The organism is Flagellimonas amoyensis (genome assembly GCF_003058265.1).
Lineage (GTDB): Bacteria > Bacteroidota > Bacteroidia > Flavobacteriales > Flavobacteriaceae > Flagellimonas > Flagellimonas amoyensis.
Window position 1 is genome coordinate 1 of sequence record NZ_QBUK01000011.1, and the last position, 21,687, is coordinate 21,687.

The following is a 21,687-nucleotide window of genomic DNA, read 5'->3' on the forward strand; positions in this document are numbered from 1 at the left end:
TAGAAGCACACCCCCCGGTCGTTGTTGATCCGCTTGGTGAGCATCGACATCCGTGAGGGATATACGGGAACTCCCGATTTTTTCGCGCCCTTGATGTAGAACAGCTCGTGCAGCCTTGGCTTGGGCGGGGGAAGGAAGAATCCGTCAGGGTCGTTGCGAAGCCCCTCGTTGGTGCCGAACACACCGATCATCTTGTCCACCTTGTCATAGTACGGTTTTACATCATCATAGCTGATCGGCCAGTCGTCCCCATGGCCGTCTATACTTTTATGCTTGAAATCGTCGGGGCCGAAACGGAGCGATATCCGCCCCCAGTGGTTCGTGCGGCCGCCCAGCATGTGCGAGCGGAACCAGTCGAACTTCGTGCCGTCCTTGTGCGTGTATGGCTCACCCTCTATCTCCCAGCCACCGTAGGCGGCATCGAAGTCCCCGAAGGGACGTACCGTGCCCGCCCCACGCCTGGGCGACTCGTAGGGCCAGCGCAACTGTGTCTTCTGCTCCGGGTCCGCCGGGTCGAAGAACGGGCCCGCCTCCACCACGGCCACCTTCAGACCCGCGTCCGCGAGCACCTTGGTCGCCATGCCGCCGCCAGCGCCCGATCCGACAACGATCGCATCGTAGACCGTACTGTTCTCCTTTATCTGCATTGTTCCTTTTTTTAATGTATGTTAATGAGTACCACTGACCATGCACTGTGTGAGGTGCTTGGTCAGTGGACTGTTCAATAATGGTATAGGGAGTTTTCCCTACACCAATTGTTATGTGTTGTGATTAAATCAATACCCGTTATTGTCTGTTCCCAGACTTGGGTTTCTTTGCAGTTCGGGTCCGGGCAGTGGCAACAACATGTGTTTCTGCTCTATTGATTTGCCGCGTTCCGTGGTGTGGCCCACAGCACTTACGAACGATATGGATCCTGGTGCATCTGCCACAGGAAACTGGCCTGTTCGGACAATATCGAACCATGTTCTAAATTCGAACACCAATTCCCGGTGTCTTTCCTTCCATACTTCTTCCACAAAAGCTTCCGTGCCCAATGCAGAAAGACTGGTCTCTATATCGACCAAATCGGTTTCCCAATAAGCCCTGGAACGAACCTGTGCCAAATAGTTCACGGCATCTGTATTTACCCCGGAAGATCTTGCTATGGCTTCAGCCGCGATCAGCAATACATCGGCATAACCATAGACCGCAAAATCCTTTCCTGAGTTTGCAGTTTCGAAAATGGCCGTGTCATCATGCCATACAAATGGAGCTGGCTCAAAAGTCTGGCCTGTAGGCTCAAAAATGGTGTGGAAGTACTGTCTTTCCTGAGCCCTAAGGTCAAGAGTGGGGTCGTAAAGATCAAGAAATCCACCAGAGGGCAAATAACCTCCATTGGTGATGTCATAAAGTACTTCTGATGCAAGGGCCACGGGATATGAATATCGGGGATATACCGAGGTCCCTATTTCGGGGTCGTATTCCTTGATATAGATATGTTCGACAGCAGATGCATCTCCTTTTCTGATCTTGTTGTACGCGGAGTTTTCAAAATCGACCACTCCCGGGGATGATTCATCATGCTGTACCAGACCGTAGGTTCCATAGGCCCCGTTTATGATATCTTGGGCCAATGTAGCGGCATCTCCATACCTGTTCGCGTTCAATGGGTTTCCGCTCATGGTGAGGTACACATCGGCCAATAGCGTGGCCACTGCCCCAGCTGTGATCCGTTTGCCATTATCGACCATATTTGTCGTTGGCAATCCTCCTTGTGCCAAGGCTTCGGTCAGATCATCTTCGATGAGTGTATAGACCTCTGCGACGGAACTTCTTTCCAAATAAAGGTTTTCCAAGGATTCGTAGGGCTCTGTTGTGATAGGCACCGGACCGAACCATCTTACCAAATAGTAGTAGGAAAAGGCCCTGAAGAATTTCGCTTCCGCCAATAATTGGTTTTTCGCGGCATCGCTCAGCTCTGGGGTCTCTGGAATATATTTGATGGCGTTGTTCGCCCTGGATATCCCCAAATAAAGCTCTCTCCATCTGTCTTGAAGATACCCTCCGATATTATCCCCGTTCAGGGTCAACTCTTGGGTATTGCTCACGTGTAGTTCCTGGCCTGCATATTCATTGGTAAAGAAGCCTGACATGTAACCACCAAGCATCAGAGGGGTCCCACTATAGACACCTCCATCCGTCATGTTCGGTGACCCCGTTCTATACAAGGAGTTCACGGCACTGTAGGCATGGTCAGGTTCAGAAAAAAACTGGTCACTGTCGAGTTCGCTCAGAGGTTTCTCTTCCAAAAAGTCCGAACAGGAACCGAATAAAATTATTCCGATTAGAAATACGATATATTTAATTCTCATGATGTTTTCTTTTATGTATTAAAATTTGAGGCTGCAACCCAAGGTGAAGGTCCTAGGTTTGGGGTACTGGAAGAAAAAGATGTTCTGACCCCATTGATCCCCTCCCCACGACGTGGCTTCCGGGTCGTACCCTTGGAAGTCCTTGGAATGGATCACAAAGGCATTTTCCAAGCTGGCATATACCCTTAGGCGATCCATGCCCATCAAATCCAAAAACTGCTGGTTGAAATTATACCCCAAAGAGAAAAGGTTTCCTCTGATATAGGATCCATCGACCACCCATCTGCTATCCACTTGGCTGTTCTGCCCGGCATAGGCCTGGTTCCTGATTTCCTGTACCATTGTATTCTGGTTGCTCTCAGTCCATCCATCATAAAGAATGGTCGCCAATCCGTTGGCGATTCCCGAACGGTCTTCCGTTGAGTGATAGAATTGCTGCATGATTTCCACACCGGCCACAAATTGGATGTCCGCAGTGAAATCAAAGTTTTTATAACGGAAGGTGTTGATGAAACTACCTGTAACGTCCGGCAATCCTTTTCCAAGAATTTTCTTGTCCGCAGATCGTTTGGCCTCACCGGGTACCGCACCTACCAATGCCGCTTCGGCAGCTTCATCGGTGCCCCAGGTTCCCAAGCGCTCGTAACCCCAGAAAGAGCTGAGGGATTCCCCTACCCTAAGTATGGTCTGGCTACCTGATACCCAAAATGGCCCTGGTTCGATATCCTCATCGTTCTCACCCAAGCTTTCGATCTTGTTCTGGTTGTAGTTCATGTTGAAGGACGATTCCCAACCGAAATCCGCAGTGCGGATTATCTCGCCGGTAACCATCAATTCAATACCTTTATTGGAAACGGAACCTATGTTGTCCCTAACGGAAGTGAATCCCGAAGTATAGGGTACGGGCCTATCCAATAGAAGGTCCTTCGTCAACTTGTCATAATAGTCAAATTCCAGACTCAACCTATAGTCAAAGGCGGCCAAGTCGATACCAATATCGAATTGGCTTGTTTTTTCCCATTCCAGACCAGGATTGGCCAAACGGTTTACTGAGCTGGCGCTGACCCGGGTGCCGTTCAAAAGAACAGTTCCTGAGGAAACCGTTGCCAATGAGCTATAGGGGGTAATTTCGGTATTACCCGTAACACCATAGCTACCACGCAATTTAAGTCTGTTAATGGCCGAAACTCCTTCCATAAAACTTTCCTCACTGATGTTCCAACCTGCTCCAATGGAAGGGAAGAATCCATATTTATTGTCCTTTCCAAATCGTGAAGAACCGTCGATACGTCCGGTAAGGGTCAACAAATATTTGTCCTTATAGGTGTAACCGGCACGGACAAAGTAGGAATTCAATGCCCACTTTTCTGTTGAAGACTCAGGCGCACTTGGATTGCTGGCGGACCCTATGTTGTTGTAACGGAAAAAGTCATCGCTAAACCCTCTGGCAAAAATGTTGGAGGATTCGTAGTTGCGTTCCTGCCAGCTCAGACCCAACATGGTATTGATCCTGTGGTCCCCAAACTCCTTGTTATAGGTCAAGTAATTCTCCTGTTGCCAGTAGGTGCTTTTTTCATTGAAAATTCTTGCATACCCATCTGGTGCTGAAATGTTCACCAGATCCCTTGGGGAATATTCTTTCTTGTTCCTGATATTTTTGTCAAAGCCAAACTGTGTCCTAAAATCGAGTCCTGGCATAATGTTGAAACTTGCATAGAAGTTTCCGAATATCTGGTTCCTTTCCCAGAACCGCTCCTGTGTTTCAAGAACATGGACCGGGTTGGACATGGATTCCAAGTTGTATGCATCATCGATCATCTGGCTGTTGCTCCATGTTCCATCGGGAAATTTGACGGGAAAAATAGGGGGCATTTCTATCATCGTCCTTCTTGGCGATTGTCCTCCGCCACCTTCTTCAAATTCGGTGTCCTTTACATCGTTCACCAAAAGGTTCACCCCTAATTTCAACCAATCATTTGCAGTAACATCATAGGCAATCTTTCCACTGATCCTATCCAATTTGTTGTTCAACATGATCCCCTCAATGTGTGAATAGTTGAGGAACACACCAACCGAAGAGTTTTCATTACCCTGTTGGATGGACAATTGGTGGTTATTGGAATATGCGGTACGGGTCGCCTCGTCTTGCCAATCGGTATCATAAAGTGGGTTTCCTTCGGCATCGAAAAGGTTGGGATCGTTGGCCGTGAATATGGGAGCTGGATTTCCAGGACGGTATTTTGGTGTATTTTCCATACCTGTCCTCACTACTTCCAACCATTCCTCAGCATTGAGCAGGTCCATTTTCTTCCGGATGTGCCCTACGCTTAAAAAACCATCGTATCCAATGGTCACCTTACTTTCCTTGGTCCCACGCTTGGTGGTTATCAACACGACCCCATTGGCACCTCTGGCACCATAAATAGCGGAGGAAGAAGCATCTTTCAATACTTCCATACGCTCTATGTCGTTGGGATTGATGAACTGTATCTCATCCATGACCACACCATCCACCACATATAATGGATCTGTGGAAGAGTTGATGGTGCCCACACCACGGATCACGATCCTGGGGGAGCCTGTTGGTGATCCTGAGTTCAAAAACACGTTCACACCGGCAATCTTGCCCCGCATTCCCTGCAGTGCATTGCTCACCGGAGCCTTCAACAAGGTCTCGCTGTCCACCGCACCGACCGCACCGGTCAGGTCCGATTTCCTTTGTGTACCATACCCTACGACAACCACTTCGTCCAATGCTGCAACATTTTCCCTAAGCACTATATTGATGGACTCTTGGTCCGCCACTTCAATTTCCTGGGTGGTAAAACCGATATAGCTGAACATCAGTACATCACCGGAATCGGCCATGATGCTGTAATTTCCATCAAAATCAGTGGTGGTTCCCTTGGAAGTGCCCTTGACCAAAATGGACACTCCTGGGATAGGGGTTCCCGCATTATCCGTAACCTTACCACTGACGGTAAACTGTATGGAAGTCCTGATGAGTTCGTTGATCTTGTCCGGACTCAACGTAGTGGGCAGCCTGTCCACATGTTTATTGAGCAGACTTTCTATTTTCCTTTTTATTTCCGGGTTGTTCTTTGGAAATAAAATGATCTGGTCCCTGACAAAGCTAAAGTCGATGTCCGAACCTGAAAACAGTTCTTGCAGTACTTCGTCAACCGTTTTATTATCGACCTTGAGTGACTTCTTCGTGTATACATCCACGATACTGTTATTGTAGAAAAAGCTGAAGTCGCTCTTGCGCTCTATTTCGTTCAATATCCTTTTTAACCTTACATTATTTACTTCCAACGAAATATTTTGGGCATTTGCCTTTGATGCGAATAACTTAGCAAAAGTAAGTGCCACTAAGATTAAATAGATTTTCATTATCCTAACAATTGGAATCTTTGAAAAAAAATGTTCCTTTTTTTCCATAATTTTGATGAGTTTACGTTGTTTAATTACTATGTGATTAAATAATTTCCGAAAGGGGAGTGTTGCAGCACTTCCCTTTCTTTTTTTTGGTTAGTTCTCCATATACAATGTTATTTGGTTGTCTTTCATTTTATATAGTATGGGCGAGGATACCTCGAATAGGTCCATGATCTGCTCAATACTCAGGTTGTCAAATTCCCCTGTGTATTTATAATCCATTATTTCTTGGGATTCCACGGAAAAGGCGATCCTGTATTTCCTTTTCAGGTCCCCGATGACCTGTCGCATGGGGGTCTCATCATAGATGAGTTTACCTTCGCGCCAAGCCGTGAAATTTTCCGTCTGTACATTGTCCACAATCAGTTTGTCCTCATTTTTCACATAGGTGGCCCTTTGGGATGGGTTCAGCACCACTGTTTTCTTGTCCCTTTCTCCCACCACTTTTACCTTACCGGAGACCAATGTGGTTTCCACATTCAGGTCCTCAGGATATGACCTCACATTAAAAACTGTTCCCAGTACTTTGATTTTCATACCATTGTCCGTTGACACGACGAACGGTTTTTCTGGATTGTGTGCCACATCGAAAAATGCCTCCCCTTTCAGGCTCACTTCCCTAGACTCCCCAGTGAAGGTTTTGGGATACGAAAGTGTGGTGTTGGCGTTCAAGGTTATCTTGGTGCCGTCCGAAAGTTCAATCGTTCTATTTTCCCCTATCGAAGTAACAGTTTCCGCGGTGGCATAAACGGATGTCTCCACATTGCCCATTGGCCTCATCAGCACATAGGCCAAGGAAAACACAAGAGCGATAGCAGCAGCATATCCAGCATATTTGTACCAACCAGTTTGAATCCTATCTGGCCTTTGCATTTTGTCATCCCCACTTTTTCTCAACAACTTGGCGACATGCTTCGCCTTTAGGATGTGGTAACGTTGTTGTTGCTTGGGGTTCTTCAGCAACCATTTGATCACTTCCTGCTTTTTTTCCGCAGGAAGGCGGTCTTCCACCAATGCAATGATATCCTTCTTGTTCATCGTAATTTAAGAACACTATTTATTAGCAGGACGTAAAAAAGAAAAGTACCCCCTAGTCGGGTTTGTAATTTTATAGGAAAATAGATGGCAAGTAGTCCTTCAGGGTCAATCTAAACTGCGTTAATGCCCTGGTAATGTGGTTCTCCACTGTCTTTGGGGAAATCTGGAGTTCTTTTGAAATTTCTTGATGGCTAAGTCCTTCCATCCGGCTCTTCACGAATACCCTCTTGCATTTTTCAGGGAGCTGCCCTATGGCCATATTCACCAAATTCTCCAACTCTTCCGCCAAAATGGACGAGGCAACATCATCGGCCAAAGCGCCATGGTTCAACCAGAACTCTTGCTGCTCCATGGTCATTTCCTTTGAAAGTCGGTTCTTTCGGGTGCGGAGATAATCCAGACAGGCATTTCGTGTCATGCTGTAGACATAGCCCGTAAAATTGGAGTGGATCTTGAGGGTTTTCTTTTTCTCCCAAAGTTTCACCAAAACATCGTGTACAATTTCCTCTGCATCTTCCCGTGAAGGGATATAGCTATTGACGATCACAAAGAGTTTGGGCCGATAAAACCCGTACATCACATTGAAATCATCCTCATCACCATAATCCGATGCGGTCTTCATTTTGAGGTTATGTGAATAATCTGGGGTCATTTTTGAAAAATGCAAAGAATTGCTCACTGCAATTTACAAATTTCGAATTAAGAACAAATTTTTTATCGATAATTCCTTTTTTGCACCACAGAATGCACTGGGAACCAGTCCAAGAGACCTTTCGATGCCATGAAATAATTTCAGATACGCATTTATTGTCATATTATTGGGGTGGCTTTGCCACAATCTTTGTAGTGAGCCATCAACCCAACAAAACAATATACCATGAAAAGCAAGATTCTTTTTTTAATGGCCAACGTACTGCTGAGCGGTTTGGCGTTTGCACAAACCTCCAACGAAAAGCAGCACAACAACCCTATTTTTGATGGGTGGTATGCCGACCCCGAAGGAATCGTTTTCGGGGACACCTATTGGGTGTATCCCACTTTTTCCGATGACTACGACAAGCAGCTTCATTTTGATGCCTTTTCGTCCAAGGATCTTGTCCATTGGGAAAAGCATGAGCGGATTTTGGACACCACCAAGATCAAATGGTTGCGACAGGCCCTATGGGCTCCTTCCATCATTGAAAAGGATGAAAAATATTACCTGTTCTTCGGGGCCAATGATATTCAACGTCCCGGCCGGGACGGATATGACCCCAACAACGACATCAACCATTTTGGGGGAATAGGTGTGGCCGTGGCCGACAGCCCCGGTGGGCCTTTTGAGGACCTTTTGGGCAAGCCCCTTATTTCTGAATTCCACAACAATGCCCAACCCATTGATCAATTTGTTTTTGAGGATGATGGCACTTATTATTTTTTCTATGGGGGTTGGAGCCATTGCAACCTTGGAAGGCTCAACGCCGATTTTACCGGTTTCCTGCCTTGGGAAGATGGCAGCCTGTTCAAGGAAATCACGCCAGAAGGTTATGTGGAAGGTCCGTTCATGTTCAAACGCAATGGAATCTATTATTTTATGTGGTCCGAAGGTGGATGGACCAATGGAAGTTATAAAGTGGCCTATGCCATGGCGGACAAACCCACTGGACCCTACAAGCGTATCGGTACTATTCTGGAATCCAAGGAAGGGGACATTGCCACGGGTGCCGGACACCACTCCGTCATCCGTAAGCCGGGCACGGACGAATGGATCATTGTCTACCACAGAAGGCCCATCCCGAACCTTGATCGCGATCATCGGGTCACTTGCATGGACAAAATGGAGTTCAATGCGGACGGCACCATCAAACCTGTACTCATGACTTTCGAGGGAGTGGGCAACCCCTAATATCCCGATTACGAAATCAATTGTTGGCCAAGTATAGATATCCTTGGTACTCCAAATCGAGGTCATACAATTGGACCAGATAGAAATAGACCCCTGATGGCAGACCACTGCCCCGGTTGATCACCACATCTCCTTCGGTGGCATATCCATTGAATTCATTGATGTAGTTTTCTTTCTGAAAGACCAGCATACCATTGCGGTCATAGATACGCAACTGGTTGCGGGGCGATTGTTCGAGTTCATCGATTTTGAGAAAGTCATTGATGCCATCACCGTTGGGGGTCAACAAATAATTGGGAAGGTCCATCATCTGCTTGGGAACAATGACCGACCCGAAAGTGAGTGCTTCATAGTTATCGGGCACAAAAGAATCGGATTCGGCGACACCTTGGGAGAGGTCCCCCACAGCAGTCCCTCCCAAGCTTTCCCATTGACGGTTGGATTTGCTCCACCCAACAATCACGATTGCATCGACATTGTCCGTCAATAAGGAAATGGTACTTCGTTCGTTCCATGAAAGTTGTACCGAAGAAGGCACCGATCCTTCCAAACGCCAAAACTCCCTATTGCTGATGCGTTGCAAGGCTGCTTCTTTGGCATTGGTGGCCCAATGGGGATCTTCGTAAAAATAAGCACACCTTGAAAAGCTATTACTGTTTTCCGAATCCAAGATCAGGGGTCGCAATTGCTCCCTGTCCCCTACTGGAAAAATGAAGTTTTGGTGGTTTTTTACCGTAACGTATCCATCCACTTTGCCCAGATGGTAGGCACCGGTATAAAAGGCATCCTGTTCAAAGGTGAGGGCCACGGAAGCGTTCGTCCTTGGTGTCCCGATGTCGCCCAAAATGAAATTGGCATTGTTCTCCACTCCCATTCCAATAGCCAGTTGAACTCCACTGTTGGCCATTACCTCAATATCATGGAAAACCGGGGAAAAAGCACCTGAAACCGTAATCGTATTATCCCCATAGAAACCTACAAGTCCCCTGTTATTGTCCAAAATACCATCATTCAACAAGTTGACATAAAGTCCCAATCCTCCCGTATCGTGTATCCGTAGAGCGCCAATGCTACGCAGGCCATCCTGTGCCGTGGCTCCGAACACACTCCAAAAAGCAAGGAAAAGGGTTGTTTGTTTCATGGGTCAACGCAATTTGTTGATGACAAAACTAGACGTACCACTACTATACATACGAACAGTACCTGCGTTTGCTTCCCTGTAAGAGAGAATGGTGATCACATCATTGGCATTGAGCATCAAGATATCGTTCAAATGGACACTGGAATGGTCATTATTAAGGTCGAAACTGATATGTCCCGTTGCCCCGAAAGAACCAATGGGTGTACCATTTATGGCCATGCGAACATTGACATTGGTATCAAACTCATTGGTGTTCAATATACTATCATCAATACCTTCCAAAGTCATATTGACTCGAACGTCGTACCTTCCAGCTTCCTTAACAATCAATGTGTTTCCACTGACCTGATAGAGGTTGGTGCCATCATCCACATAATCATTGGAGCCAAAAATGGGCACCACGGTGGTGGTAACGTTCAAATTGGTAGTGATATCCGTATTGGTCCACCTGCCTCCATAATTGACCTTGGAAGTATGGAGCACCCCGTTGGAATCGGCCTTCAATAACTGGTCTGTGGTCGCTGCTCCACTCATGGACCGTATTCGGGCGGTACCGTTCACATCCAAGGATTGGGTCGGGGATGAAGTTCCCAGTCCCAGTCTATCATTTGTGCCATCCCAAAAAAAGGCGTTGTTGTCCTGTGTTGGAACACCATCGGGACCCGCAAAAAAAATAGACCCCGGAATACCCGTAAATGTCAGTTCTGCCCATGAGCTGCCGTTCCATACCTTTACGCGTTGGTGATCTGCATCGGAGGTATCGAACCAAATATCGTTTTGGACAGGGGACACTGGAGCCGTTGCTCCGCTACTCACCGTGGTATTCCGGATCAAGACCTTTGTCCCCTTGTTGTCAATGACCCTGACCTCTTGGGTATGGACAATGATTGGTACTGCCCAGATGAGCATCAAAACCATAATATGTCCAAAGTTCCAATGTTTGATCACGGTCAATGATTTGCGCCAAGAACCATCCATGGCCTTAAGAAATAGGTACTCTTGTACCCGCCATAGAGCGAATTGCCCCAGCATAAACAGTACTCTACCTCTTTTCTATCTAACGAATTGAACCTCAATGATATCTCCTGCATATACGGCCCAATCATTGGGAGCTGACCCACCTGGCACCAAGGTCACTGTGGAAGCCGCTACAGTATAGTCCACACTGGCCACCAATTTGGCTCCGTTCCTATAGACCCAAACCTGACTGAAGGAAGGCAAGGTGGGGCTACCTGTCAAGGCATAGGCTGTTTGCCCGGCAGTAGCGGTAAAGCTTTCATGGCCGCTCTGGATCAAACTGAGATCTGAAGTCAATAATTTTTTCACGGCCCCGGTCGCCTCGTCCCTTACCAAAATGGTATATCCCGTTCCCGTGCCATGGTCCGATTCGGTGGTTGCATCCGTGGAAGGCACTTCCGTAGTGATCAATTCAATGCCATCAAGACCGAATACGTTGCCATCCACATCAATAAAGGTATCATCGGTCAGTGTGCCTCCCAATTGCCAAGTGGTCGTGGTGACATTATTGGTCGTATTGGACAACAATGTGAGACCGTTCTGGGTCTGTAGGTATTTAATGGTCCCTCGGTTATCGATAACGCGCACCGCTCCTCCAGTGGTCGTGGTCCCGGGGTCAATGTCGGTCGCTTTGGCTACATCACCAGAGGTCTGCTGTGCACTGGCCACACCGAGGGAGAGCATTCCAACGGCAAAAAGGGCCTTCTTTAAAAGTGTTGATTGTTTTGTTGTTTTCATAGTTGTAGATTTAAAATGTGCTTTTTGTTGTTTCAATTAGGGTTTGTTAAAAAATCTGTACAATACGGACTTCATCGTTCTGAAAGCAGGTAGCATTGGCATCCAACTCGATGGTATTGCCGTTGACAATGGAGAAACCGATCTTGACGCCATTGCGGTATACATCGATTTTATCCGCATCGGTAATGACCATGGGTGTCACAAACTGGTTTTGTCCGTTGCTGGCCACCGTGATCGATTCTTGCCTTTGCACCAATGATGACTTGGGGGTGCTTCCCAAAACTCCTGTGGAGCCATCCACAGTGACCAACATATCCGAAGAATCGTCATCTACTGATAGCCCCGTAAGGGCAAGTGTATGGGTATTGTCCGTTTCTATAAGGGTTGGCTTGGTGAGCGTGCCGCCAAGTTCAATGTTGTTCGTTGAGGTTTCCGTGAGGCCATTGGTGGCCAGGACCCCATTTCCCTGTATGATCCATTGGGAGCCATCAAAGGTAAACAGGTCCCCTGTGGTCCTATCCACATACATATCGCCTGGATTGGCATTGGTTACGGCCATAGGAGAGCCATTTCCACTCTTGGGGTTGGAACTCATGGGCACAAAAGCCGTTCCGTTCCAAACGCTGACCATATCACTGTTTGCATCGATCCACATATCCCCTATCTGGTTACCGGCAGGGGCCATCACGGAGGTGGTCACAGTAATTCCCGCATTGCAGAGGTTTTCCCAGATCACTCCATCAAATACAAAAACACAATTGACATCCGTATTATAGACCAATGCACCATGCAAAGGGGTTATGGCGTTCATTTGGGTTTGGGTGACCCTGGTCAACACCAAAGTCTTGGATGTGCTTTCCAGTTCCAAGAGCGATGCCACATCTATGGTTTGGAGGTTATCACCAATCTTGACCTGTGCCGTGCCCATATGCAGACCCACACCCATCAGACCTATAAAAATGACATAAAATTTCATCCTCCAAAAACGTAAGTAACTGAAATACTGATATTAAAGTAGTATTAATTTCGAGCTGAGCGAGGTATTTGTTGTGAAAGGGATAAAAAATGTAGTCAAATACTTACAAAATGAGATGTGTATTCAAAATGTAGTACAGTTATAGTAAAAAATGATCAAAAAGAAAAAATACAACTCCAAGAGAAAACACCCTAAGTAAATGGAAGTCAATAAGATCCTTCTGAATTGTGAACATCTTCAAATGATGTAAAGATGACTTTATCAACTGGCCATACTACTTCCCTATTGGAGCTGACATCAAGCAATAAAAACCTCCTCTATTTAAATAAGATCAAAAATGAAGGACACATTCACTATAATGATGACTTAACGTAAGCTTCATCTGCATCAGAAAAGTCTTGTATTTATAAGGGGTATTCATGGATGTTGCTTACGGTTTTGAAAATCGATTTAGTATATCGTTTAAGTAAATATCACCACAGTATGATGTTATCGTACACATTATTTTTGTGTGTACGTACACATTTTATGACGAATTTCTTTGAAATTAAAAAATCATCTGCTACATTAGCAGGGATTAGTATTCATAAAAAAGGATATTATCACTCATAACTAACTGATTTTTAATTATTTAATCGCATTAAAACAAAAGTATCAAATTGACTTTTTCACCTGCCCTCTACTGGGAGATGATTAAAAAACTTTACTAACTAACTAATTGCATTCAAACATGGAAAAACTGACAATTCATTTGTGTCATGGATCACCAAGTCACACCACTTCGATTTTCCGAAAATTATTTTTGGTCTTGGTGTTGGCCAACCTGTTCTCCGCAAATGCCAATTTTGACGGATCTAAGGCAATACTTGCACAGAGCACGGTAACGGGAACCATCGTCGACGAAAACGACCAACCCTTGCCGGGTGCAACGGTCATGGTCAAGGGAACCAGCCAAGGCACCACTGCATCCTTTGATGGGGAATTTGAGATTACCCTCCCCAGCGGGAACAATACCTTAGTAATCTCTTATATTGGTTATCTATCCCAAGAAATCAATATTACCGATCAAACCTCTATTTCCATTAAACTATTACCGGACACTACAAGTCTTGATGAGGTAGTTGTGGTAGGTTATGGAACGCAAAAGAAAAAAGATGTGGTAGGGGCCATATCGTCGGTCAAGAGCGAGGAATTGGTGTTGTCATCCACTCCATCCGTGGGCCAAGCCCTTCAAGGCCGTGTATCAGGTCTACAGATTGTGCAAAACAGTGCACAACCAGGTGGAGGGCAGGATTTCAGGATACGGGGGGCTGCATCGATCAACGCCAGTAACCAACCGTTGATCGTGGTCGATGGCTTTCCCATCACCGACTTCCAACAACCAGGTTCAGGTAACCGATACGATGGTGGAACCCAAAGTATTCTAAACTCCTTCAACCCCAACGACATTGAATCCATTGATGTACTAAAGGATGCCAGTTCAACGGCCATTTATGGGGCCAGGGCTTCCAATGGGGTCATTTTGATCACTACAAAGAAAGGAAAAGTGGGTAAAATCAGTGTGGATTACTCCTCTTCTTATTCCTTCCAGGACTACATCAACAATTATGAAATCCTAGGTTTGCAGGAGTGGATGCAGCTCCGTAACGATGCCGCCTATGAAAACTGGGCGTTCCTTAACCGAGTGTATCCCTACAGCGATAGAACTCTGGAAGAAGCCATTGCCAATCCAGTGAATGGAGTGGCTTTCTCAAGATTTTATTCAGATGAACAGATCAGGAACGCAGGGCAGGGAACCGATTGGCTCGGACTTGTTACACGTGATGGTTCCATCCAGCAACACAACCTATCTGTTAGAGGTGGTAGTGAATCCACCCGTTACTTCCTGTCCGGAAACTTTTACAAACAGGACGGTGTGGTCAAGAACTCAGGATTTGAAAGATCTTCCCTAAGGATAAACATTGACCAGACACTGAACAAATACATCAATTTTGGATTGAATCTGACCACCAGCCGTATCAACAATCAAAACTCACAGCTGGGAGGCGATCAATACGAAAACTCGGGTATCATACGCGGTGCCATCCAACAAGGCCCACACATACAGGCCATTGATGAGTTCGGCAACTACCCCATTAACCCAGACAGTGCACTGGAACCCAACCCATTATCCTTGCTTACCATATCGGATGAAGGGGTAATCGATAGAACCTTGGGGAATTTCTATTTGGAAGCCAGACCCATACCAGGGTTGACCGCGCGCATGCAGGCCGGTTTTGATAAAGGAAATACCAGCAGGAATACCTACCTCCCCAGGACCACTTTATGGGGAGCACTTGAAAATGGCAGGGCCTCTGTAGCCGAACAGAAGAAGAACGATCAGCTATTGGATTTGACCCTGAACTATGTCACCACCATCGATGATGACCACAGCTTTAATTTCTTGGTAGGTTACTCTGCCCAAAAGTACCGTTCTGAAAGTACCTCAGCAGGAAACAGTGATTTCATATCCGATGCCTTTTTGTGGAACAACCTCAATTCTGGTGCTGGAACCAAGGTGGTAGGCTCCACCAAGGTCGAGAACAACTTTGTATCCTACTTTGCGAGGGTAAACTATGTTTACAAAGACAGGTACATACTCACTTCAACCGTTCGTAAGGATGGGGCCAGTGTTTTTGCCGAGAACAACAAATATGGGATATTCCCCTCCATTGCAGTTGGGTGGAACATTAGTGAAGAACCATTCATGGAAGGGCTGAATGATAAAATCTCCCAATTTAAATTACGCTTCGGCTATGGGGAAACAGGTAACGCCGATATTGGAGGTAATGCTTTTGCCGCCTATTATGCACAACCTGCCTATTTGGGGCCTGACGAATCGATTAACGTAGGGGTCTTTGCCTCCAGATTGGCCAATCCAGACCTTAAATGGGAAACGACCAAGGAAACCAACCTAGGTCTTGATTTTGGCTTCTTTAACCAGCGGGTCTATGGTTCTGTGGAGGTCTTCAAAAAGGAAATCTCCGATTTGCTCATGCAAAAACCGATCAATTCGTACAACGAGATCAATACGGTTTGGGCCAATGTGGGCAAAACGCAGAGCAAAGGTTTCGAATTGACCTTGAGCTCGGACATCATCCGATCGGAAAACCTGTTATGGAGAAGCACATTGACCTATTCCCAATACCGCGATAAGTGGAAGGAAAGGGCCGAAGACTTCAAACCTGCGGTCTATGAAAATGATACCGACCCCATTAGGGCCCGTTATACCTATTTGTCCGATGGGATCATGCAAGCTGATGAAGTCGTTGAGGCACAGCCAGACCTGTTTCCTGGCCAAATCAAGATCAAGGATGTGAACGGCTTTTCAAGAGACTCTCAAGGAAACCCAGAAGTGGATGAAAATGGTCGTTTTATCCGCACTGGAGCGCCTGATGGGAGGATTGATGAAGCAGATATCGTACTCATGGGCTCTACCGACCCTGACTTCATTGCGGGATTTGCCAGTACTGTACGCTACAAGAATCTTGAACTGAACTTCAACTTCAATGGCATGTTCGGAAGACAGATCGTGGACCAAACAGACTTCACCTACGGGGTCACCGCAGTAGGTGTGGCCGCCAATGGCAGAAATGCCCTGAGAAACGTACTGAATCGTTGGACACCGGAAAACCCTTCCACTACAAGGCCAGCTTCCCACTTCGGGTATACGCAGTACGGCTCGGGAGACTTTTTCCTGCAGGATGCATGGTTCATCAGGCTACAAAACGTGTCCCTGTCCTATAGCCTACCCAAAAAATGGTTTGGGGCCTTCATCTCCAATGCCGCCATTCGATTGGATGGGCAGAACCTCTTCGTGATCACGCCCTATGACGGTATCGATCCTGAAACGGATGCATACACCGCGGCATATCCGAACGTAAGATCGTACACACTTGGACTAGATTTAAAATTTTAAAAATATTGATATGAATCGTTTTAAAACATACCTATTCTTTGCAGTGGCACTGTTCATGTCAAGCTGCGATCCCGAATTGGAATCCATCAACTATGATGAAATTAACCCCAGCATATTCCCTTCATCCGAAGCGGATGTGGAAGCTTTGGTCATTGCCGCATACCACCCTTTGAGGGGTGCCTGGTCAGACGGTATCCACACCACATCAGAAAATGGCCTCATGTTCGTACTGGATGCCACTACGGAAATCCTTCAAGGGGCCTATGGCATACAACAAGAAGCTACTCTGCACAGGTATAATCCAACTACAGCAGGGGTCACCCGTTTCTATGACACTTTTTACAACAAGATAAGTGCGATGACCCTGAGCATTGATAGAATCGCCAATTCTGAAGTCAATGACAATATCAAGGAACTTGGAATAGCAGAAATCCGTTGTGCAAGGGGATTGCTGGCCTATGAACTGTTCGACCTTTATGGACCATTGGTGATTGCACCTTTGGAAGTTTTGAAAAACCCATTACAGGAAGAACCATTGGCACGTCTTTCCCATGATGCCACCGTTTCTTTTATAGAGCAAGATCTGTTGGCAGCCATTTCCGACCTTCCCTCCCCCGAAGAAGCTACTTATGGACGCTTCAGTCAAGGCTTGGCCCGTATGATCCTTATTCGCCTGTACCTGCACGAAAAAAGGTGGGGAGACGTAGTGGAACAGGCTAATGCCATTTTGGATATGGGCTATTACGAATTGGAAGACGACTACGTTGGTCTCTGGGATGTAGAAGCTCCTGTGGACAGCAAGGAAGTTATATGGGCCATTCCTGCCGATTATGCCGGAACCAGCGAAAATCAGTGGCAATTGATGGTCCTGCCCAGTAACTTTCCGGAGCGTGGAGGTTGGGGCACTATCCAAAGCTCTTGGAAATTTTATGACTCCTTTGAGCCCAATGATATTCGAAAGACCAACCTAATTGCAGAATATACCGGTACAGACGGTGTCACTTATAACCGTAGCAACCCAGGCAATTATATGCAGCTTGGCCCACTCCCCTTGAAAATAGCAGCAGATGCGGACCGAAGCACAGGACTCACCACTGTGGACATCATTCAATATCGCTTTGCCGATGTGCTTCTATCCAAGGCAGAGGCATTGGCCAATAGTGCAGGTGCCGGTACGCAAGAAGCCATTGACTTGGTCAATATTGTCCGCGAAAGGGCTCAGATTGATCCTTTGGAACTGGTGGATTATGCTGATATCGATAGTTTCAATACCATGATCCTATTGGAAAGATCCCATGAATATTGGTGCGAGAATGGACAGTACCGTTCAGATTTGATCCGACATGGAAAATATGTGGAATATGCGGATGACCTGAACGGTGTATCCAGTGAGAGTGCTCCCTACAAAGAGCTTTTCCCATTTTCCTTGGCGCGTATTTCTGAAGGTAAGGGGGCCTTTATCCAAAACCCAGGCTATAATTAATAGTGATATGGCCTTTGATTATGGGAATTAAAAAAACAAACATGGATTCAAGAAGAACATTTATAAAGAAATCGACCTTGGCCGGGATAGGACTCTCCATTGCCCCCAGTTTCACATATGGGCATTGGAGCTCCAATGAAAAGCTAAGGATAGGAATGATAGGCGTAGGACTCCGTGGCACAAACCATTTGAGCAATCTATTACTGAGAAAGGACGTCGAAATTACGGCCATTTGTGATGTTGATCCACTGCGGATAGATGTGGCCAAGAAAATGATTGCGGAAGCGGGATTTGCCAAACCACAGGTCTTTGGTAAGGACGAATACGATTACAGGAACCTCCTTGAACTGGAGAAAGTGGATGCCGTGGTCATTTCCACACCCTGGCTATGGCACACCCTTATGGCCAAGGATGCCATGGGTGCAGGCAAATATACCGGACTTGAAGTATCGGCAGCAAACACCCTTGAGGAGTGTTGGGACCTTGTAGAGGCCCATGAGCGCACCGGCACCCATTTGATGTTGCTCGAAAATGTGAATTACAGAAGGGATATACTAGCTGTGCTCCACATGGTAAAACAACAGGTTTTTGGGGAATTGGTGCATTTTAGATGTGGCTATCAACATGACTTGAGGGAGGTAAAGTTCAATAATGGAAAACAGCCGTATGGCGGAGGCGTTGAGTTTGGTGCAAAAGCAATATCCGAAGCCAAATGGCGCACCAACCATTCCCTAAAAAGAAATGCGGACGTGTATCCCACCCATGGGGTCGGCCCAATAGCAGCCATGTGCGATATCAATAGGGGAAACCGGTTTCTATCCATTAGCTCGAACGCCAGCAAAGGCATCGGACTTCACAATTATATCATAAAGCATGGTGGTGAAGACCATCCCAATGCCAAACTGAAATTTAAGCAAGGAGATGTGATCACATCGACCATAGAGACCGCAAACGGCGAAACCATCATCGTAACACACGATTGTAACCTGCCCCGCCCCTATTCCCTTGGTTTTAGGGTACAAGGTGCCCATGGCCTTTGGGAAGTTGATGGCAACCGTATCTACGTTGAGGGCCAATCGGAACCCCATACATGGGACAAGGCCGATGCTTGGTTGGAAAAATATGACCACCCCTTATGGAAAAAATACGGGGAATTTGCCGAAGGTTCAGGGCATGGCGGCATGGACTTTTTTGTCATCAATGCCTTTGTGGAGTCTGCCAAAAAGAACATCGCACCGCCGATAGATGCATACGATGCCGCAGCATGGAGTGCCATTACCCCATTGTCCGAAATTTCCATAGAAAACAATGGCGAGCCTCAGGATTTTCCCGATTTCACTCGTGGAAATTGGATCAAAAGAACCCCGTACGAATGGATGAAAGACGATTTTTAATGAAAACAGCACACATGATCAAAAGTATAGTTATCGGATTGCTTTTCCTTTCACTGAATTGGAACTGCCAAAGTGGTGGTGATGCCCCCGAAGATCCACCCGTTGAAACCGGTGTGAAGCAAATTGACTATCAAATTTCCCAGCAGGTCATTACAAACCCAGAGCGGGGATTTATGCACACTTGGACCGTTTTCTCCGAAGGAAATGAAGTGGACAGCAATGCCCTTCAAAATCTGAAGAGCCAAAACGTAAGCCTTATTTTGAGGCTGTACTATCTGGAACAGTTCAAGGACGGACCGCTCAGTGCTGCCCAATTGGACCTTATCCGTAACGACATGGGCCACTTTAGGGATGCCGGGGTGAAATGTGTAATTCGATTTGCATACACCAACGACCAAAACGGCACGGATGCCCCCTTGGATATCATGGAAGGTCACTTGGAACAATTGGGGCCAATTTTCTCGGACAATGCCGATGTAATTGCCTTTGTACAGGCTGGTTTTATCGGTGCTTGGGGAGAATGGTACTATTCATCCAACGGACTTGCCACCACCGAAAACAGAAAAGCCTTGGTAGAAAAGATGTTGGAAGTTTTTCCCGAAAGCATCAAGATCCAGGTCAGAACCCCATTGTACAAGCAGGAAATATTCGGCTATAATACCGCAATAGGGTCGGATATAGGGTATGGCACCACAGCAAGAGCCAGAGTAGGTTTCCACAATGACTGTTTCTTGGCCAGTACCACAGATTATGGCACTTATCAGGACATTGAAGCTGAAAAGGAATACATCAGCAAAGAGGCCCTTTATGTGCCTACAGGCGGGGAAACCTGTCCTCCTGTGGATATCCCCATGGCCGATTGTCAAACTGCCGAGACCGAGATGGAACTGCTGAAATGGACCTACCTGAACCTGGATTACTACGGCCCTGTTCTCGATGGATGGAGGAACGCCAATTGCTTTGAGGATTTTCAGCGAAGATTGGGGTATCGATTGGCCCTTAAGCAGGCCAAGCTCAAAGAAGAGGTCTCGGGGTCTTTTGATTTGAACCTCACTATGGACAACTTGGGCTTTGCTCCTGTCTACAGCGAAAAGAATGCCTCCTTGGTGTTCCAATCAAAAACCGATGGCTCCATCATTAAAAAAGCCTTGGGTCTCGATATCCGAAAGATAGTGCCCAATACAACTTTTGAACTTTTGGAGACCATAGACGTTTCAGATGTTCCCGCGGGGGACTACGACCTGCTTTTGGAGATTGCGGATTCCCATGAAACACTTCAAGGAAGGCCGGAGTACAATATCCGCCTTGCCAACAACAGTGTTTGGGAAACGGAAACAGGATACAACAAACTGAACCATACAGTTACCATTAAATAACCGACAACTAAAAAAGAATATTATGAAGAAATTTAAGTTTTTGGGAGCTTTTCTGATGCTTGCCTTAGCATTGGGCTGTTCAAATGACGACAGCAGCTCCGATAGCGGCAACGGGCCCACAGCCGACTTTTCATTTAGCAATGACGGCAGTACGTTCACCTTTACCAATCTTTCAGAGAATGCGACCAACTACCAGTGGGACTTTGGGGACCTGAAATTCTATTCCTATGAAAAGGACCCTGTTTACACCTATGCCATTGGAGGGGAAATCACCGTTTCCCTGACCGTTACCAATGAATCTGGCGCAAGCGATTTTGTCGCCAAGACCATATCTGCGCCCGAGATCATCATTATCAACATCGATATTGATGGTGAATTTGACGATTGGGAAGATGTGGAAGTCGTTGCGGAAAACACCTCTGGTGCCGGGTCAATCCAAAAAATGAAAATCTGGACCGGGGGCGAAAATGTAAACATCTATTTTGAAGGCAATACCAACATGCGTATGGAACTTGTGGACATGTTCTTCAATAGTGACGGTGATCCCTCAACAGGATTCCTACATTCCACTTGGCCCGATAGCTCTGGGGCAGAATTCCTTTTTGAAGGCCCATTGGTCAGCAATGGTTGGGGATCTTTCTACCAGCATGCAGATCCAGCTGGTGGCTGGGCATGGAACGCATTGGCCGGATCTGCCGCCAATTTGAAGGCATCTGGGATCATCGCTGTTGATGACGAGACCAATGCCATAGAGTTCAGCATCCCCAAAACACAATTTGGGTCCCTAGGGGATTCCTTTGGGTTTGCCATTACGGAACTGACAGGTGGTTGGGCCTTGGTCGCCAATTTCCCTGAAGGCGGATCTTTTGTCACCATCGAACCATAAGAC

General features: G+C 46.5%; 15 protein-coding genes. 6 read left to right on the forward strand and 9 right to left on the reverse strand.

Annotated elements, in window-relative coordinates; all coding sequences use genetic code 11:
- The 5 genes from DB398_RS14990 to DB398_RS15010 form a co-directional block, all read right to left on the reverse strand.
- The coding region (locus tag DB398_RS14990) for an FAD-binding protein (RefSeq protein WP_159076459.1) at nucleotides 1–647 on the reverse strand (647 nt) is incomplete at its 3' end.
- 129 nt (nucleotides 648–776) lie between these two features.
- The gene (locus DB398_RS14995; RefSeq protein ID WP_108425270.1) at nucleotides 777–2,354 is read right to left on the reverse strand and encodes a RagB/SusD family nutrient uptake outer membrane protein; all 1,578 of its coding nucleotides are present in this window, start codon (nucleotides 2,352–2,354) and stop codon (nucleotides 777–779) included.
- A gap of 18 nt (nucleotides 2,355–2,372) precedes the next feature.
- On the reverse strand, nucleotides 2,373–5,669 hold the full coding sequence (locus tag DB398_RS15000) for a TonB-dependent receptor (protein ID WP_234416340.1): 3,297 nt from the start codon (nucleotides 5,667–5,669) through the stop codon (nucleotides 2,373–2,375).
- Nucleotides 5,670–5,885: 216 nt separating this feature from the next.
- Entirely contained in the window at nucleotides 5,886–6,830 is a 945-nt protein-coding gene (locus DB398_RS15005; RefSeq protein ID WP_108425272.1) for a FecR family protein, read from the reverse strand.
- Between the two features lie 70 nt (nucleotides 6,831–6,900).
- Entirely contained in the window at nucleotides 6,901–7,482 is a 582-nt protein-coding gene (locus DB398_RS15010) for an RNA polymerase sigma-70 factor (RefSeq protein WP_108425273.1), read from the reverse strand.
- A gap of 225 nt (nucleotides 7,483–7,707) precedes the next feature.
- On the opposite strand from DB398_RS15010, the gene DB398_RS15015 reads away from it, so the two are divergent.
- The gene (locus DB398_RS15015) at nucleotides 7,708–8,715 is read left to right on the forward strand and encodes a glycoside hydrolase family 43 protein (protein ID WP_108425274.1); all 1,008 of its coding nucleotides are present in this window, start codon (nucleotides 7,708–7,710) and stop codon (nucleotides 8,713–8,715) included.
- Between the two features lie 16 nt (nucleotides 8,716–8,731).
- Here the strand turns inward: DB398_RS15015 and DB398_RS15020 are convergent, their stop codons facing one another.
- The 4 genes from DB398_RS15020 to DB398_RS15035 are packed head-to-tail and all read right to left on the reverse strand — an operon-like array spanning nucleotide 8,732 to nucleotide 12,587.
- Entirely contained in the window at nucleotides 8,732–9,856 is a 1,125-nt protein-coding gene (locus tag DB398_RS15020; protein ID WP_108425275.1) for a gliding motility-associated C-terminal domain-containing protein, read from the reverse strand.
- Between the two features lie 3 nt (nucleotides 9,857–9,859).
- Nucleotides 9,860–10,888 carry a hypothetical protein gene (locus DB398_RS15025; protein WP_159076460.1) on the reverse strand — a complete coding sequence of 343 codons (1,029 nt, stop codon included), beginning with the start codon at nucleotides 10,886–10,888 and terminating at the stop codon, nucleotides 9,860–9,862.
- A 21-nt stretch (nucleotides 10,889–10,909) separates the two neighbouring features.
- Nucleotides 10,910–11,611 carry a hypothetical protein gene (locus DB398_RS15030; protein WP_108425277.1) on the reverse strand — a complete coding sequence of 234 codons (702 nt, stop codon included), beginning with the start codon at nucleotides 11,609–11,611 and terminating at the stop codon, nucleotides 10,910–10,912.
- Between the two features lie 46 nt (nucleotides 11,612–11,657).
- Entirely contained in the window at nucleotides 11,658–12,587 is a 930-nt protein-coding gene (locus DB398_RS15035) for a hypothetical protein (protein WP_108425278.1), read from the reverse strand.
- 730 nt (nucleotides 12,588–13,317) lie between these two features.
- Here DB398_RS15035 and DB398_RS15040 point away from each other — a divergent pair.
- Genes DB398_RS15040 through DB398_RS15060 form a run of 5 tightly spaced genes read left to right on the forward strand, consistent with a single transcriptional unit; the run spans nucleotide 13,318 to nucleotide 21,684 of the window.
- Nucleotides 13,318–16,545, forward strand: coding sequence for a SusC/RagA family TonB-linked outer membrane protein (locus tag DB398_RS15040; protein ID WP_108425279.1), 3,228 nt, complete (start codon nucleotides 13,318–13,320; stop codon nucleotides 16,543–16,545).
- A gap of 10 nt (nucleotides 16,546–16,555) precedes the next feature.
- On the forward strand, nucleotides 16,556–18,028 hold the full coding sequence (locus DB398_RS15045) for a RagB/SusD family nutrient uptake outer membrane protein (RefSeq protein WP_108425280.1): 1,473 nt from the start codon (nucleotides 16,556–16,558) through the stop codon (nucleotides 18,026–18,028).
- 41 nt (nucleotides 18,029–18,069) lie between these two features.
- Nucleotides 18,070–19,422: a Gfo/Idh/MocA family protein gene (locus tag DB398_RS15050; RefSeq protein WP_108425359.1), complete on the forward strand. Its 1,353-nt coding sequence runs from the start codon at nucleotides 18,070–18,072 to the stop codon at nucleotides 19,420–19,422.
- A 14-nt stretch (nucleotides 19,423–19,436) separates the two neighbouring features.
- Nucleotides 19,437–20,798, forward strand: coding sequence for a DUF4832 domain-containing protein (locus DB398_RS15055; protein WP_159076461.1), 1,362 nt, complete (start codon nucleotides 19,437–19,439; stop codon nucleotides 20,796–20,798).
- A 22-nt stretch (nucleotides 20,799–20,820) separates the two neighbouring features.
- Nucleotides 20,821–21,684, forward strand: coding sequence for a PKD domain-containing protein (locus DB398_RS15060; protein WP_108425282.1), 864 nt, complete (start codon nucleotides 20,821–20,823; stop codon nucleotides 21,682–21,684).
- The last annotated feature ends 3 nt before the right edge of the window (nucleotides 21,685–21,687 follow it).